General features: G+C 72.3%; 12 protein-coding genes and 1 riboswitch. Of the genes, 3 read left to right on the top strand and 9 right to left on the bottom strand.

The features are described 5' to 3' along the window. Window positions 1-14 precede the first annotated feature (14 nt). From SACE_RS30685 to SACE_RS30655, 6 genes are all read right to left on the bottom strand, one after another. Window positions 15-3,731 (bottom strand): ABC transporter ATP-binding protein, encoded by a 3,717-nt coding sequence (locus SACE_RS30685; RefSeq protein ID WP_009945979.1) that lies wholly within the window; start codon window positions 3,729-3,731, stop codon window positions 15-17. 341 nt (window positions 3,732-4,072) lie between these two features. Continuing rightward, on the bottom strand, window positions 4,073-4,918 hold the full coding sequence (locus tag SACE_RS30675) for an ABC transporter permease (protein ID WP_009945981.1): 846 nt from the start codon (window positions 4,916-4,918) through the stop codon (window positions 4,073-4,075). Further along, window positions 4,918-5,904: an ABC transporter ATP-binding protein gene (locus SACE_RS30670; protein WP_011875027.1), complete on the bottom strand. Its 987-nt coding sequence runs from the start codon at window positions 5,902-5,904 to the stop codon at window positions 4,918-4,920. Before SACE_RS30670 ends, SACE_RS30675 begins: the two co-directional genes overlap by 1 nt. Window positions 5,905-6,041: 137 nt before the next feature. Further along, window positions 6,042-6,593 (bottom strand): hypothetical protein, encoded by a 552-nt coding sequence (locus SACE_RS30665; protein ID WP_009945984.1) that lies wholly within the window; start codon window positions 6,591-6,593, stop codon window positions 6,042-6,044. 549 nt (window positions 6,594-7,142) lie between these two features. After that, complete coding sequence (gene ald, locus SACE_RS30660; protein WP_009945985.1) at window positions 7,143-8,258, bottom strand: alanine dehydrogenase; 1,116 nt, start codon at window positions 8,256-8,258, stop codon at window positions 7,143-7,145. Between the two features lie 241 nt (window positions 8,259-8,499). Then, the gene (locus SACE_RS30655; RefSeq protein ID WP_009945986.1) at window positions 8,500-10,056 is read right to left on the bottom strand and encodes a helix-turn-helix domain-containing protein; all 1,557 of its coding nucleotides are present in this window, start codon (window positions 10,054-10,056) and stop codon (window positions 8,500-8,502) included. Between the two features lie 163 nt (window positions 10,057-10,219). Beyond that, window positions 10,220-10,327: riboswitch (glycine riboswitch) on the top strand. 143 nt (window positions 10,328-10,470) lie between these two features. Here SACE_RS30655 and gcvH point away from each other — a divergent pair. Both gcvH and SACE_RS30645 read left to right on the top strand, forming a co-directional pair. Further along, complete coding sequence (gene gcvH, locus SACE_RS30650) at window positions 10,471-10,842, top strand: glycine cleavage system protein GcvH (RefSeq protein WP_009945987.1); 372 nt, start codon at window positions 10,471-10,473, stop codon at window positions 10,840-10,842. Between the two features lie 29 nt (window positions 10,843-10,871). Next, window positions 10,872-12,227 carry an L-serine ammonia-lyase gene (locus SACE_RS30645; RefSeq protein ID WP_009945988.1) on the top strand — a complete coding sequence of 452 codons (1,356 nt, stop codon included), beginning with the start codon at window positions 10,872-10,874 and terminating at the stop codon, window positions 12,225-12,227. 94 nt (window positions 12,228-12,321) lie between these two features. On the opposite strand, the gene SACE_RS30640 is transcribed toward SACE_RS30645, so the two are convergent. From SACE_RS30640 to SACE_RS30630, 3 genes are all read right to left on the bottom strand, one after another. Further along, the gene (locus tag SACE_RS30640; RefSeq protein ID WP_009945989.1) at window positions 12,322-12,666 is read right to left on the bottom strand and encodes a YidH family protein; all 345 of its coding nucleotides are present in this window, start codon (window positions 12,664-12,666) and stop codon (window positions 12,322-12,324) included. Between the two features lie 24 nt (window positions 12,667-12,690). Beyond that, entirely contained in the window at window positions 12,691-13,083 is a 393-nt protein-coding gene (locus SACE_RS30635) for a YidH family protein (RefSeq protein ID WP_009945990.1), read from the bottom strand. A gap of 377 nt (window positions 13,084-13,460) precedes the next feature. Further along, entirely contained in the window at window positions 13,461-13,877 is a 417-nt protein-coding gene (locus SACE_RS30630; RefSeq protein WP_009945991.1) for a subtilase-type protease inhibitor, read from the bottom strand. Between the two features lie 266 nt (window positions 13,878-14,143). On the opposite strand from SACE_RS30630, the gene SACE_RS30625 reads away from it, so the two are divergent. After that, window positions 14,144-15,469 (top strand): MFS transporter, encoded by a 1,326-nt coding sequence (locus SACE_RS30625; RefSeq protein ID WP_009945992.1) that lies wholly within the window; start codon window positions 14,144-14,146, stop codon window positions 15,467-15,469. Window positions 15,470-15,471: the final 2 nt, after the last annotated feature.

Here is a 15,471-nt window from a genome sequence, read left to right as displayed (position 1 = left end):
ACCGATTCGTCCCGTCATCCGGGCGGGTGGTGACTCTGCGGAACCGCTCCTGCGCGTTCGGTGCCGGTGTCGTTCCACAACTGCCGGTAGCGACCGCCGAGCGCCAGCAGCTCCTCGTGGGTGCCCTCCTCCGCGATGCGGCCGCCGTCGACCACGACGATCCGGTCGGCGCGGGCCGCCGTGGCAAGCCGGTGCGCCACGACGAACGTGGTCCGCTTGGCCGCGAGCTGATCGCTGGCGGTCACCACCATCGACTCGGTCGCCGGGTCCAGCGCGGCGGTGGCCTCGTCGAGCAGCAGCAGGTCGGGGGAGACCAGTTCGGCGCGGGCGAGCGCGACGAGCTGGCGCTGCCCCGCCGACAGCCCCCGCCCGCGCTCGCCGACCTGCTGGCGGAACCCGTCCGGCAGCATCGCGATCCCGGGCAGCGCGCCGACCGAGCGCGCGGCGGCCTCGATCTCCTCCGGCTCGGCGCCGGGCCGCCCGTAGGCGATGTTGGCTGCGATGTCCCCGGTGAACAGGTGGCCCTCCTGCGGGACCACCGCCAGCCGGTGGTGGAAGCCGGTCAGGTCGTAGGAGCGCACGTCGACCCCGTCGACCAGCACCGCGCCCTCGGTGACGTCGTAGAACCGGGCGAGGAGCTTGACCAGCGTCGACTTGCCCGCGCCGGTGGCGCCGACCAGCGCGACGGTCTCGCCGGGGGCGACCCGCAGCGAGACGTCGTGCAGCGCGGGCCGCTCGGTGCCGGGGTAGCGGAAGGTCACCGAGCGCAGCTCGACCTCGCCGGTCAGCCGCTCGGGCACCGCGACCGGCTCGGCCGCCTGCGGCACCGACGTCGGCGTGCGCAGCAGGTCGCCGATGCGGCGCAGGCCGACCCGCGCCTGCTGGTAGCCGTCGAAGACGCTGGAGAGCTGCTGGACCGGGGAGAAGAACAGCCCCAGGTACAGCAGGAACGCGACCAGCACGCCTGCCGAGAGACCGCCCGCGGCGACCCGGGACGCTCCCACGCCCAGCACCATGGCCTGCGCGGCCTCCGACAGCAGCGCGACGAACGGGAAGTAGGTCGCGATGTAGCGCTGCGCGCGAAGCCGCGAGCGGCGGTAGGCGTCGCTGCGGCGGGCGAAGACCTTCGCCGAGTGCCGCTCCCGGCGGTGGGCCTGGGCGACCCGCAGCCCGGAGACGTTCTCCTGCATGTCGGCGTTGACCGTGCTGACCCGCTCGCGGGCCTCGGCGTAGGCCACCGAGGAGACCCGCCGGAAGATCACCGTGGCCACCACCAGCACAGGCAGCACCGACAACGCCACCAGTGCCAGTGAGAAGTCGGTGACCAGCAGGGTGACGGCGATGCCGGCGATGGTCAGCACGCTGACCACCGCGGTGGCCAGTCCGGTTTGCAGGAACGTCGACAGGGCGTCGACGTCGGTGGTCATCCGGGTCATGATCCGGCCGCCGAGCTCGCGCTCGTAGTAGTCGAGCCCGAGCCGTTGCAGGTGCGCGAAGCTGCGCAGCCGCAGCAGGTAGAGCAGGGTCTCGCCGGTCCGCGCGGTCACCACGGTCTGCACCTTCACGACCAGCCAGCCCGCCGCGACCACGGCCGCGGCCACCGCGGTCGCCGTCCACAGCGCCCCCAGGTCGCCCGCGACCACACCGCCGTCGACGCCCTGGCGGACCAGCGTCGGCAGCGCGATCAGCGCCGCCGCGTCGGCGGCGACCAGCAGTACGGTCAGCACCAGACCCCAGCGGATCGGCCGGAACAGCCGGGCCAGCCGGAACTCCGGGTCCGGCGCGGTCGGGTCCACGCCGGGCAGCCGGGGCTGGGCGGTTGCCGCGGGCAGCTTGCGCAGCCCCTCGATCAGCTCCGGGGTGGGCGGTGTGCCGCCGGAGGCGTCCGCGACGAGCTCGTCGCGCTCGACCTGCGGCCACAGCTCCGGGGTGATGCCCTCGCCGCCGTCCGCCCGGTCGCAGCGGTTGTCGATCGACTCGCCGGGCCCGGCCAGCAGCGAGCGGAAAAGCTCGCAACGCTCCTCCAGCTCCTCCTGGGTGCCGATGTCGACGACCCGGCCCTCGTCGAGCACCGCGATCCGGTCGGCCAGCGCCAGCGTCGAGCGGCGGTGCGCGACCAGCAGCGTCGTGCGCTGGGCGGTCACCGAGCGCAGCGTGTCGTGGATGGCGGCCTCCGTGGTCGGGTCCACCGCCGAGGTCGCGTCGTCGAGCACCAGGATGCGCGGGTCCGACAGCAACGCCCTGGCCAGCGCGACCCGTTGCCGCTGGCCGCCGGAGAGGGTCAGTCCGCGCTCGCCGACCAGCGTGGCGTAGCCGTCGGGAAGCGCGCTGATGAAGTCGTGCGCCTCGGCCGCCCGAGCGGCTGCGATCACCGCCTCGTCGGACGCGTCGGGCATGCCGTAGGCGATGTTGCCTCGGATGGTGTCGGAGAACAGGAACGCTTCCTCGAACACCACTCCCACCGCCGAGCGCAGCGAGTCCAGCCGCAGGTCGCGGATGTCGAGCGGCTCCTCGCCCACCCGGCCGATCCGCACCGCGCCCTCGTGCACATCGTAGAAGCGAGGCAACAGCATCGACACCGTCGACTTGCCCGAACCGGCCGGACCGACCAGCGCGACCGTCTCGCCCGGACGCACGCGCAGCGTCGCGTCGCGCAGCACCGGCTGGGTGCGGCTGTAGCCGAAACCGACGCCGTCGAGCTCCACCTCCAGCGGACCGTCCGGCAGCGCGACCGCGTCCGGCTTGTCCTGCACCTCCGGCTGCGAGTCGATCAGCTCGTTGATCCGCTCGGCGCCGGCGCGCACGAGCTGCCCCTGGATCACCGTGCTCGCGATCATCCGGGCGGGCCCGGCCAGCATCGTCACGTACCCGGCGAAGGCCACGAAGGTGCCGATGCTCACCTGGCCCTGCACCACCATCCAGCCGCCGAGGCCGAGCACCCCGACCTGCCCGGAGACCGGCAGCGCGGTCAGCGTCGCCTGTGGCAGCGAGGTCAGGCGGGCGCTGCGCAGCCGCTCGGCGAACAGCCTGCGCGCACCGCTCTCCAGCCGCGCCACCTCGCGGGCCTCCTGGCCGAAGCCCTTCACCACCCGGACGCCGGTGACGGACTCCTCGACGTGCTGGGCGATGTCGGCGGCGCGCTGCTGGGCCGACCACGTCGCCAGGTAGAGCCGCTTCTTGCTGCGCGCCGACACCACCGCGATCAGCGGCGTGATGACCAGCGCCACCACCGTCAGCAGCGGCGACAGCCACAGCATCGCCCCGATCGCGAACAGCGCGAGCACCACGGTGCCCGCGGCGAGCGGGAACATCGACAGGAGTCCGTTGACCAGTTGCAGGTCGGTGATCGAGCGCGACACCACCTGGCCGGTGCGCAGCGCGTCCTGCTTGCCGCCGTCGAGCCGCTGCACCGACGCGAACACCGCGCGGCGCAGGTCGTGCTGCACGTCCAGGGCGAGGCGGCCCGCGCTGTAGCGGCGCACGAACGCGGCGGCGAAGCGGAACAGCCCCAGCCCGAGCAGTCCGGCCACGACCCACCAGAGGCGCGCCGTCGTGCCCGCGACCGCGTCGTCCACCGCGACCTTGGTCAGCAGCGGCACCAGCGCTTCCAGGCCGACGGCGGTGACCGACGCGGTGATGGCCAGCGTCGCCGATACGGGGTGGCGCCAGCAGGCGGCCGCGAGCCGGCGGATCCAACCGCCGTTGGCGGGTCTGGGGGAGTCGCTCACCACGCCAGGTTAGGTCGAACCACTGACACCGCACCGGTTTCCGGCTCGGCGGAGTGATTGCGGGCACAAGTTCAGCGCCCGTCTTCGAACTCGCCTCGCGTAGCGGTTCCGATGGCGGAACCTTCGAAGGTCAAAGACAACCGCCCGGCCGGTGGCGAACCAGGTGATCACGGCGACCAGCAGCAGCGCGGGCATGGAAAGCAGCAGTCCGCGCACCGCCGCGCCGGTGGCCTCGCGCACCGAGTCCAGGGTCGAGGAGGCGCTGACCACCCGCGGTCCTCGGCGTTGGATGCGGAGGCCGGGGCCACCGAGGCGGCCCCGGCCTTCGTCCGCTCAGCGGACGCTCACGTGATGTCGCGCCTGCGGCTGACCAGCCATCCGGCGACGCAGAACACCGCGGTGTAGCCGCAGAAGGTGAGCAGGCTGGCCCACCACGGGTGGTCGTAGGTGCCGCCGAAGATGAAGTGCAGCACCTGGAAGACCTCCTTCGGCGTCTCGGCCTCGTGCGGTCCGGCCGCCGCGGCGATGAAGATCGGCACCGCGAGGTTGCCCACGATGCCGTTGCCCGCCGCGCCCGGCAGGTAGGGCCCGATGTCGAAGCTGGCGCCGATCATCGCGGTGGAGACGATGAACTCGAAGACGAACTTGTAGACCAGCAGCGTGATGATGACGACCACCGGGCTGGACACCAGGGCGCCGAAGCCGACGCCGAGCAGCGTCCACAGGACCATCGCCAGCAGCCCGGCGCCGCCGACGGTGAACCAGTCGCCGGGGTCGCCGAAGCCGTCGAGGCCCGCCCCGACGAGCCCGCCCGCGCTCGAGAACAGCACGTTGACCAGCCCGAAGAGCACGCCCATCGCGGAGTAGGTGACGAGCTTGGCGCCCAGCACCGCGCCGCGCGGGTTCGCCGTCAGATAGGTGGTGGTGATGCTGCGCGTCCGGTGCTCGCCGGAGATCGCCAGGCCACCGAACAGCGCCGCGAAGACGGTGCTGAAGTTGGTCGACATCGACACGGTGAGCAGGCCCAGCGGCAGCGGGCCGCCGATCTCCTGCTCCAGCGAGGCGACGGTGCCGAACGCGGTGCCCAGCCAGCCCGCGCCGAAGCTCAGCACCGCGACCGGCAGCAGCAGCGCCCACCACAGGTTGACGGAGAAGATCTTGCGCAGCTCCGCCCTGATCAGCGCGGCCATCAGCGACCACCCCCGAAGCCACCGCCGTGGTGCTGGTGGCCGACAGCCGGTGGGGCCCAGTTCCCGGGCGGCGCCTGCGCTCCGGCGTACTGCCCACTGGTGAGCTGGAAGAAGAGCTGCTCAAGGTCGACCTGCTCGTCCTGCATGCCGTAGAGCGCGACGCCTGCCTCCAGTGCGAGGTCGGCGACCGCCCTGGAGTCGGCGCCGGTGATCGCGAGCCTGCCGTCCTGCAGGTACTCCGCCGACAGCCCGTGCTGGTCCAGCGCGGGCACCAGGGCCGCCGGATCGGCGGCCTGCACCAGCACCCGGGAGCGCTGCGCCGCGCGCAGCTCGTCGAGGTGGCCGTTGTAGACGCACTGGCCGCGGCTGACGATCACGACGTGGTCGACGGTGTGCTCCATCTCCCGCAGCAGGTGGCTGGAGACGAGCACGGTGCGCCCGGTCGCGGCGAACGAGCGCAGGAAGCCGCGCAGCCAGGCGATGCCCTCGGGGTCCAGGCCGTTGGACGGCTCGTCGAGCACCAGGATCTGCGGGTCGCCCAGCAGCGCGGTCGCCAGCGCCAGGCGCTGGCGCATGCCGAGCGAGAACCCGCCCGCGCCGCGCCGGGCCGCGCTGGACAGGCCCACCAGCTCCAGCGCCTGGTCGGCCTGCCGGTCGGGCAGCCCCATCGCCGCGGCGTAGCACCGCAGGTGGTCGCGGGCGCTGCGGCCGGGGTGGAAGCTCTGCGCCTCCAGCACGGCACCGACCACGGTGCCCGGCCGCGGGAGCCGGTGGAACGGGACCCCGTTGATCGTCGCGGTGCCGCTGGTGGGGGTGACCAGGCCGAGGATCATGCGCAGGGTGGTGGTCTTGCCGGATCCGTTCGGACCGAGGAACCCGGTCACCGCGCCCGGGTGCACGGTGAAGTCGAGGTTCCGGACCGCGTGGATCGGCCCGAAGCTCTTGCTGAGGTCCTGCGCGATGATCCGGCCACTGCCGTCGTGCACACGCTCCTCCATCGTCGCGGTTGGCGGTCGGCCATCACCCATCCTGCCGCAGACAGGAGAGTGGGATGGGAGGAGTTGCGCGGAACGCCGACGATCCACCGCCCGCCCTGGCGGTGCGCTCCCGGGGCGGGTGGGGTCTACGTGGTGTGGGTGGTGGGCCAGCTGATCGGCCGCTCGGTGACCGAGGCCCGGTAGATCCTGGTGTGGTCGGTTTCCAGGTGCCCGCCCGCCGGAGGGTGGCCCCGGAGCTCTCCGCCTGCGGCCTCGTCCAGCGCGAACTCCTCGGTGTCCCAGTCGCCCGGGCCGCGGCCGGAGTCGGAGGTGATCACGGTGCTGGAGACGGCCACCTCGCCGACCTCGCCCACCTCTGCAGGCTCGGCCTGCGGACGGCCGCGCAGCTTCCAGCGCAGCACGGCCGGCGCCAGGTCGGTCTGGTCGCCGAGCAGGCCGCGGTGTGCGGTCAGCCACACCGCGCACGGCCACTGCCTCCCGCGCAGCAGGCCGGGGCAGGTCGGGCACCTGCCGTCGTGGTCGGGCCGGTGCGCACTGAGCAGCGCCCGCAGGGCTTCCGAGAGCCGGTGCAGCTCGTTGCGCGCCACCGGCAGCAGCGCCGCGGGGTCGCCGTCGGCGGCTACCCGGTCCAGCGCGTCGAGCCGGTCCAGGACCGCATGCCGGATTGCGATGTCCATCGCTGGTCTCCCACCGTCGTAATCCACGTTGGTGATGCCTCATCACCGGGCCGGACCAGTCGATCCCCACCTGTTCGGTGGCAACCGACCTGCCGGAACCGCGGGATTTACTCCGAAGGGGGACATCGGCAGTCGGCGAGGACGCCTGCACGGGTGACGTGCGACCTTCATTCGATCGGGTGGTTATCGATTCCGGGTGAAATCGCCGGAATGACATTGCTCCAGTCGTCGGCAAACAGCCGATCGTGTCCTACACTGTGAGTGGCGGCCTGCTCCCGGTGACCCCCAGGCTGGTTGAGCGGGCCGCCCCTACATGCGTTGATCTTCTCGGACCTCGGTCCACTCCGGCTTATGGCCCAGCACTTGCGCGCATGCGGTCGAGTTCCGCCGTTTCCGACCGAGATCGGCCCGGTGTGCCGACGTGGATATCCGGCGTCCGGTGCGGTAGCGCTGAGTGATCGCCGACGGTGTCTCCGGACGCGCGACCGCGCGTGGTTCCGGTCGGGGCGTCGGAACCACGCGCGGTCGAGATCGGGATCGGTCCCGGAGTCAGGCCAGGACGTCGTCCAGCGAGGTGGAGGACAGGCCGTGGGCCTCGGCGACCGGTCGGTTGACCAGCTTGCCGTCGTGGGTGTTGACGCCCAGCGCCAGCGCCTGGTCCGCGCGGCAGGCGTTCTGCCACCCGTTGTCGGCGATGCGCAGCGCGTACGGCAGCGTCACGTTGGTCAGCGCGTGGGTCGAGGTGTTCGGGACCGCGCCCGGCATGTTCGCCACGCAGTAGAAGACCGAGTCGTGCACGCGGTAGGTCGGGTCGTCGTGCGTCGTGGGACGCGAGTCGGCGAAGCAGCCGCCCTGGTCGATGGCGATGTCCACCAGCACGCTGCCCGGCTTCATCTCCGACACCAGGTGGTTGGAGACCAGCTTCGGCGCCTTCGCGCCCGGGATCAGCACCGCGCCGATCACCAGGTCGGCGGCGCGGACGGCCTGCTCGACCGAGTAGCGGTTCGACGCCACGGTGCGGATCTGGCCGCGGAAGTCGCGGTCGATCTCGCGCAGCTTGTCGACGTTGGTGTCGAGCAGCTCCACGTCGGCACCCATGCCCAGCGCGACGCTGGCCGCGTTCAGTCCGGCGACACCGCCGCCGATCACCACGACGCGGGCCGGGTGCACGCCCGGCACACCGCCCGGCAGGACGCCGCGGCCGCCGCTCGGGCGCATCAGCGCGTAGGCGCCCATCTGCGGCGCCAGCCGCCCGGCGACCTCGCTCATCGGCGCGAGCAGCGGCAGGCTGCCGTTGCCGTTCTGCACGGTCTCGTAGGCGATGCCGGTGACGCCGGAGGCGAGCATGGCCTCGGTCAGCTCCGAGGAAGCCGCCAGGTGCAGGTAGGTGAACAGCACCTGGTCGCGGCGCAGCCGCGGGTACTCCTCGGCGATGGGCTCCTTGACCTTGAGGACGAGCTGGCCCTCGGCCCACACCTCGTCGGCGGTCGGCAGGACCTTCGCGCCCGCGGCGAGGTAGTCCTCGTCGGGGATGGACGACCCGGCGCCCGCCTGCGCCTCGACGAAGACCTCGTGGCCGCGGCTGGTGAATTCGTGCACGCCGGCCGGCGTGATCGCGACCCGGTACTCGTTGTTCTTGATCTCGCGCGGAACTGCGATCTTCACGGCGCAATCCTTTCTCGGTCTGTTGCGCATTACGATCCGCCGCCGTCGCCGGGCTCGCATCATTCCGCGCAGATGAGATTGCCCAGGTGGGTTTGTTCCGCGGGCACAACCGCGCACCGCAGCGCCCGGCCGCCGATCAACAGTTCGGGCGGGATGCGCCGTCCGCGCTCGCACCGCGCGGTTCGCGGCGCTCCCGCGCCGGTGGAGGGCGGGCGCGCCCTGGTTTCACCCGTGCGGGTGGCTAGCGCTGGCGGGCCCACCGAGCGGCGAGCAGCTGCACGAGCAGGGCGGACCGGACGTCGGGGTCGTCCAGGTCGACGTCGACGAGCTGGGTGATCCGCTTCATCCGGTAACGGAAGGTGTTCGGGTGCACGCGCAGGTCGTGGCTGGCCGTGCGCGGGTCGCCGGGGTGGCGCAGCCAGGCGTGCAGCGTGTTCAGGTACTCGGTGCCCTGCGAGCGGTCGTGCTCGCGCAACAACGGCAGGGGGCCCAGCGAGGCGACCCCGGCGTCGGTGGCGGCGCCGGCCATCCGGTTGAGCACCAGCAGGTGCCAGAGGTCCTCGTACACCGCGAGCCGGTCGGGCACCTGCCCCGCGCGCAGCAGGGCGAGCAGCTCGTCGGCCTCCGACCGCGACCGGTGCAGGTCCGCGACGCCGACCGCCGTACCCACCGCCACCAGCGGTTTCGCCTGGCCTTCGGCCGCGGTCAGCGCGTCGCGCAGCACCGGCCAGCCGCCGGGCCCCGGCCGGTCGGGCACGAGCGCGTAGAGGACGTTGCCGACCTCGGTCACCAGCGGCCTGCGCCCGACGCCGCGGGTGATCCACTCCCACATCGCCAGCCGGTGCCCCTCCGCCTCCTCGGCCGAGGTGCTGACCTCGATCGCGGCCACCCGGTGCGGGTCGTGCGAGACCCCCAGCTCGCTCGCGGCGACGCGCCAGCGGTCACCGCCCTCCAGCAACTGCCGCACCTGGTCGGCCGAGCGCTGCCGCTCGGCGTCGGCGACGGCCCGCCAGCGCAGCAGTTGCAGCGCGACCAGCGGGGCGGTGTCGGCGAAGGCCGTCGAGCGCTCCACGGACACCTCGCCGGGCACCACCGCCCACATCGACCCCAGCAGCTCGCCGCCCATCCGGATCGGCACCACCAGCCTGGGCAGCGTGCCGTCCTGCTGGCCGGGCACGAAGATCGCCGAGCTGCCCTTGCTGAGCTGCCGGAACGTGCCGCGCGCGCGGAACTTGGCGAGCACGTCGTCGGGCTGCTTGCGGCCCATGATCGTCGACACCCGGGCCGGGTCGGTCAGGTCCTGGCGCGCCGAGTACGCCAGCACCTGGGAGTGCGCGTCCTCGATGGTCACCGGGGCGTCGACCACGTCGGCCACCGCGTCGGCCAGCTTGAACAGGTCGCCCAGCCCTGGGCTGCGGGTGTCGGTGTCCTCCACCGCCGTGCCGGCCAGCGCGGCCCTGATCAGCCACACGAGCTGCGCCCAGGCCGTGCCCGGCCGCACCTCCACCAGCGCGAGGCCGGTCTCCTCCGCGGCGGCGATGACGGCCGGGTCCGCGCACAGCGGCGGCTTGAGCAGCACCGCCGCCGCGCCCTGCGCGCCGCACTCGCGTGACAAGCGCACGGCCGCGTCGCGGTCGCCGACGGCCACGCCGAGCACCAGGTCGCCTTCGGCGACCGTCGGCGACTGGTCGGGTTCGGCGATCACGACGTCGCCGACGCAGTCGGTGGAACCGGGCAGGATCACGGTTCGCAACAGCGTCGGCCCGACCCGCTCGATCACCGCCCGGATGTCCAGCATCACCCGCCTCCTCGTTGGGCCCCAGCGTCTTCCCAGCCTAGACACGCTCGCCGGCGGACCGTCGCCCGCGCATGCGGGGTGCCGGCGGCGGGGGGAGCCATTGACAGCTCGGCAGGTCCGTTTAGGGTTCGTGTCGGTAGACCCACAACCGCATACCGGCCGCAGACCCCGGGCGGGAGAGCCCCTGTCCTGCCGCGCGAGCAGTGGAACAGGGCGCCGAAGGAGCAAGACTCCCCGCAAACTCTCAGGCACCCATGACCGTCCGGGCGAGGCGACTCTGGAAAGCGTGCGTTCCGACGCCGCACCCACGGTGCAAGCCGCGACGGCGCGGTGAAGCTCTCAGGTTCCGCAACAGAGGGGGAGGCACACCATCCCGGGCATCGCCATGCCCTCGACAGCGACGGAGCCTCCCGCATGTCCCTTCCCGCGAACCTGCGCTACACCCGCGAGCACGAGTGGATCGAGGACCGCGACGACGTGGTCCGCATCGGTATCACCCCCTACGCCGCCGAGGCGCTCGGCGACATCGTCTACGTGCAGCTGCCCGCCGTCGGCGAGCGGATCGAGGCCGGCGAAACCTGCGGCGAGCTGGAGTCGACCAAGTCGGTCAGCGACCTCTACGCGCCGGTCACCGGCGAGGTCGTGGCGATCAACGAGTCCGTGGTGGACGATCCTGCCCAGGTCAACGCCGAGCCGTTCGGCGCGGGCTGGCTGCTGGAGGTGCGCGCCACCGGCACCGGCGAGATGCTCAGCGCCGAGCAGTACGCCGAACTGACCGGGGAGTAGCCGGACCACGGCGCTAGGAGGACGGATCAATGGCGATCAGCGTCTTCGACCTTTTCTCGGTGGGGATCGGACCGTCGAGCTCGCACACGGTGGGACCGATGCGGGCTGCGGCGATGTTCGTGGCTCGGTTGCGCGCCGCGGGCCGGTTGTCCGAGGTGAGCCGGGTCAAGGCCGAGTTGTTCGGGTCGTTGGGTGCCACGGGGCACGGTCATGGCAGTCCGAAGGCGGTGCTGCTGGGGCTGGAGGGCCATGCGCCGGAGTCGGTGGACCCGGCGGCGGTGGCGCCGCGGGTGACCGAGATCGGCGAGACGGGCCGGTTGCGGTTGGACGGGGTGCGTGACATCGCGTTCTCGGTGGACCGCGATCTGGTGATGCATCGCCGCAGGTCGTTGCCGGTGCACCCGAACGGGATGCGGTTCACCGCGTGGGACGGCTCGGGTGCCGAGGTGGAGTCGTCGGTGTTCTATTCGGTCGGTGGCGGGTTCGTGGTGGACGACGAGGCCACGGGCGCGGACCGGATCAAGCCGGATGCCACCGAGGTGGCGTGGCCGTTCACCACCGGTGAGCAGCTGCTGGCGCGCACCGCGGAGTCGGGGCTGTCGATCAGCGGGGTGATGCTGGCCAACGAGCTCGCGTGGCGCGGCGAGGACGCGGTGCGCAAGGAGTTGCTGCACATCTGGGACGTGATGGCCGAGTGCGTGGCCAACGGGTGCGCCAACTCCGGTGAGCTGCCGGGCGGTCTGCGGGTGCGGCGCCGGGCTGCGGCGTTGGCGTCGAGTCTGACGGCTGCCGATGACCCGATGGAATGGGTCACGCTGTTCGCGCTGGCGGTCAACGAGGAGAACGCCGCGGGTGGCCGGGTGGTCACGGCGCCGACCAACGGCGCGGCGGGGATCGTGCCCGCGGTGCTGCACTACTACACGCGGTTCGTGCCGGGTGCCGACGAGGACGGCGTGGTGCGGTTCTTGCTGGCGGCGGGCGCGATCGGGGTGCTGTTCAAGGAGAACGCGTCGATCTCGGGTGCCGAGGTGGGCTGCCAGGGCGAGGTCGGGTCGGCGTGTTCGATGGCCGCCGCGGGCCTGGCCGAGGTGCTGGGCGGCACGCCCGCGCAGGTGGAGAACGCGGCGGAGATCGCGATGGAGCACAACCTGGGCCTGACGTGTGATCCCATCGGTGGGTTGGTGCAGATCCCGTGCATCGAGCGCAATGCGGTGGCGTCGGTGAAGGCGATCACGGCGGCGCGGATGGCGTTGCGGGGTGACGGTGCGCATTTCGTGTCGCTGGACAAGGTGATCAAGACGATGCGGGAGACCGGGCGGGACATGAAGGTGAAGTACAAGGAGACCGCTCGGGGCGGCCTGGCCGTCAACGTCATCGAGTGCTGAGCACGAGCGGCGCCATCGGGCGCTGAGCGCGGTGTACGACCGACAGGGCTCCGGGGGTGCGGCGCCTCCGGAGCCCATGTCTACTGTGGACGATTCAGGTCGTGAGCACGTACACCAGGCCCGTGCAGCCGCCGAGGACGGCGAGCACGGCCACCGCCGCCGGCAGGATGCCGTCCGGCAGCGGGGCCTCGGCGTGCAGGCTGCGTTCAGTCCGGCGGTGCCGGCGCCAGGTGACCAGGGCGATGCCGGCGCAGAGCGGCAGCGTGAACACGGCGCAGGCGATGGCGGCGGCGAGGCTGTTGTGGGCGATGAGCCGCAGCAGCACCAGCAGCCCGACGGCGAACGACAGGATCGTGCGCAGCCAGGCCAGCGTCGTGCGCTCGTTCTGGAGGCCGGGGTCCCATGGGCCGCGACGTTCGTCCGGGCCTTCAGCGGGCATGGTGCTCGGCTCCCCGCGGCATCGTCAGATCCCCGTGGCGAAGAGCAGGACGCACGCCATGATGCCGATGGCGGTGAGCCCGAAGCCGAGCAGCGGGGCCAGTTTCGGCGCGGGCAGCGCCTCGCCCGCGCGCATCGCCCGCTCCGTCGCGACCCAGCGGCCGAAAGCCGTTGCGCTGCAAACCACACCACCGAGCAGCAGGAGCACGGCCAGGACCGTCCTCAGTGGACTTCCGGTCTCGTGGGTGACCGCGTTGAGCGCCTCCACGCCGACGCCCGCGGCCATCAGCGCCAGCGAGGTCCGGATCCACGCCAGGAAGGTGCGCTCGTTGGCGAGGGTGAACCGGGGATCGGGCTCGCTGCCCACCTCGTAGAGCCGCCGCGGCCGGCGCCGGCCGCCGGTGCCGTCTGCTGCCATGGGTCCACAGTAACGCGTCCGAATGGCGGGACGGCGGTGCTGACCAGCGCAATGCGCCGGGAAGGCACTGCCGGGCGACTCGCCGGGGACCCGGCGGGGCCGTGGAGTGGTGGCCTTGGAGTGGCGTGCCGTGGGAAGGCCCCCGCCCGGTGGCCGGCTCGTCGGATGCCGGCCCGGGCGGGGGCCTCTGGGCGCCGCCTGCGGTCCGCCCGGTGGAGTCGGGTCGGACGCGGGGCGTCCGGTCCGGTGGCCGGACGACCGGCCACCGATGGTCCAGCCGCTCGGCGCCGTCCTCGCGAGAAAGCGCTGGAGAACCGCGCGGCAGAGCGGGCTGGTCCCGCACCGCATGCGGCTGACGCCGCTCGCGGAACGGCGGGCTAGAACGAGAACACCTCGCCGGTGTGCGACTTGGCCACGCAGACGTTGGCGAACTCGCGCTCGAAGTTCACCGGCTTGCCCCGCCAGGTGCCGGTCGCGCGGAGCGTGACCTGCTTGAGGTCCAGCGTGCACATCGCGGGCGCCGGCTCCTTGGTCAGCTCCTGGAAGTCACCGTTGACGCCGGTGAGGTTCTCGCAGGCGGCGGGTGCGTTCGGGTGGGTGCCACCGGTCGGCTCGCAGGTGAGCACGGCGGAGCGGAACTGCGCGGTACCGGGCTGCCCGGTGACCGTGAGGTTGAGGCTGCTGGCGGCCACCTCCGGCATCGTGGCGGCACCCGCCGCCAACGGGACGAGGGCGGCTGCGGTGGTCAGCAGAGCCGCCGACGCGATGTGGCCGATCAGCCGGGTTGCGGTCATCTCTTGTTCCTCCTGTGGGTTGCGGAGAAGACTCGATCCCCTTTATCGCCGGAATTCCTCTGGATGCGGCAGCAGCGGTCGGGTGTCCACCTGAACGAGGTTCCCCCATCCCGGTTTTCATCACTCTGCGTCGGGATTCGTGGTCGAGAGTCGGGATCAGGACTAGCCCGGAAGGGGCGATGTGGAAAATTCGATGTGGACGACCGCGCCCGCACTCGACATCGTTGTGGGCGCAGTCGAGTGGCGGACGAGGCCGGGAGGGCCGGATGGCAGTCGAACCGAGGAGCGCTACCCCGTCGGGCGCCGAGGTGCGCAGGGCGGCGTTCGCCAGCGCGGTCGGCAACACGATCGAGCTGTACGACTTCCTCATCTACGGCACGGCCGCCGCCGTGGTGTTCAACAAGCTGTTCTTCGCGGCGAGCGATCCCTGGGTCGGCGTGCTGCTGGCGTTCGCGACCTTCGGCGCGGGGTTCCTGGCCCGCCCGCTGGGAGCCGCGGTCATCGGCCACTTCGGCGACCGGCTCGGCCGCAAGCTGATGCTGGTGATCACGCTCAGCGTCACCGGGGTGTGCACCGCGGCGATCGGCCTGCTGCCGACCTACGAGCAGGTCGGCGTGTGGGCTCCGCTCGCGCTGGTGGTGCTGCGGGTGGTCCAGGGCTTCTTCCTCGGCGGCGAGCAGGGCGGCGCGGTGCTGATGGCCGTGGAGCACGCGCCGCCGAACCGGCACGGCTGGTACGGCGGCTGGACCTTCATCGGTTCCCCGACCGGGCTGTTCCTGGCGACCGGGGCGTTCTCGGCGGCCACCGCGATCTCCGGCGACCAGTTCCTCACCTGGGGCTGGCGGGTGCCGTTCCTGCTGAGCCTGGTGCTGGTCGGGGTCGGCCTCTACGTGCGGCTGCGGCTGGCGGAGTCGCCGGAGTTCGCCCGCATCCGCGAGCACGGGCAGCGTGCGCGGCTGCCCATCACCGACGCGTTCGCGACCTCCTGGCGCCAGATCCTGCTCTCGGCGGGGGTGAACCTCGGGTTCAACACCTTCATCTTCATCCTGGCGACTTTCCTGCTCTCCTACGGCATCGAGGCCCTGGGGGTGTCCAGGCAGCTGATGCTGACGGGCAGCCTCGCCGGTTCGGCCGCGCAGATCCTCGGGATCCTGGTCTTCGCACACCTCTCCGACGTCCTGGGGCGCACCAGGGTGATGCTGGGCGGCGGCATCTTCCTGGCCCTCTACGCGTTCCCGATGTTCTGGCTGCTCGACACCCGCTCGCCCGCGCTGATCGTGCTGGCGATGGTGCTCGGCTACGCGGGTTCGGCGGCGGTTTTCGGCCCCATGGCGGCGTTCTGCGCGGAGCTGTTCGACACCAGGGTCCGGTACACGGGGGTGTCGCTGGGTTACCAGAGCGGTTCGGTGCTCGGCGGCGGGCTCTCGCCGTTCGTGGCCACCGCGCTGCTGGGCGCGGCGGGCGGTGCGTCGTGGCCGATCGCGGCGTACCTGGTGGCCGGTTCGCTGGTCACCGTGCTCTGCCTGGCGCTGACCGGGGACCCGCGGCGGTTCGCCCGCGAGTCCGCTCCGTCCGCGCGGAGCGCGGATTAGGC

The sequence above is a fragment of the Saccharopolyspora erythraea NRRL 2338 genome, from assembly GCF_000062885.1.
Classification (GTDB): Bacteria; Actinomycetota; Actinomycetes; order Mycobacteriales; family Pseudonocardiaceae; genus Saccharopolyspora_D; species Saccharopolyspora_D erythraea.
The sequence above is the reverse complement of the archived record's forward strand: the minus strand, read 5'-3'. Positions and strand labels throughout refer to the sequence as shown.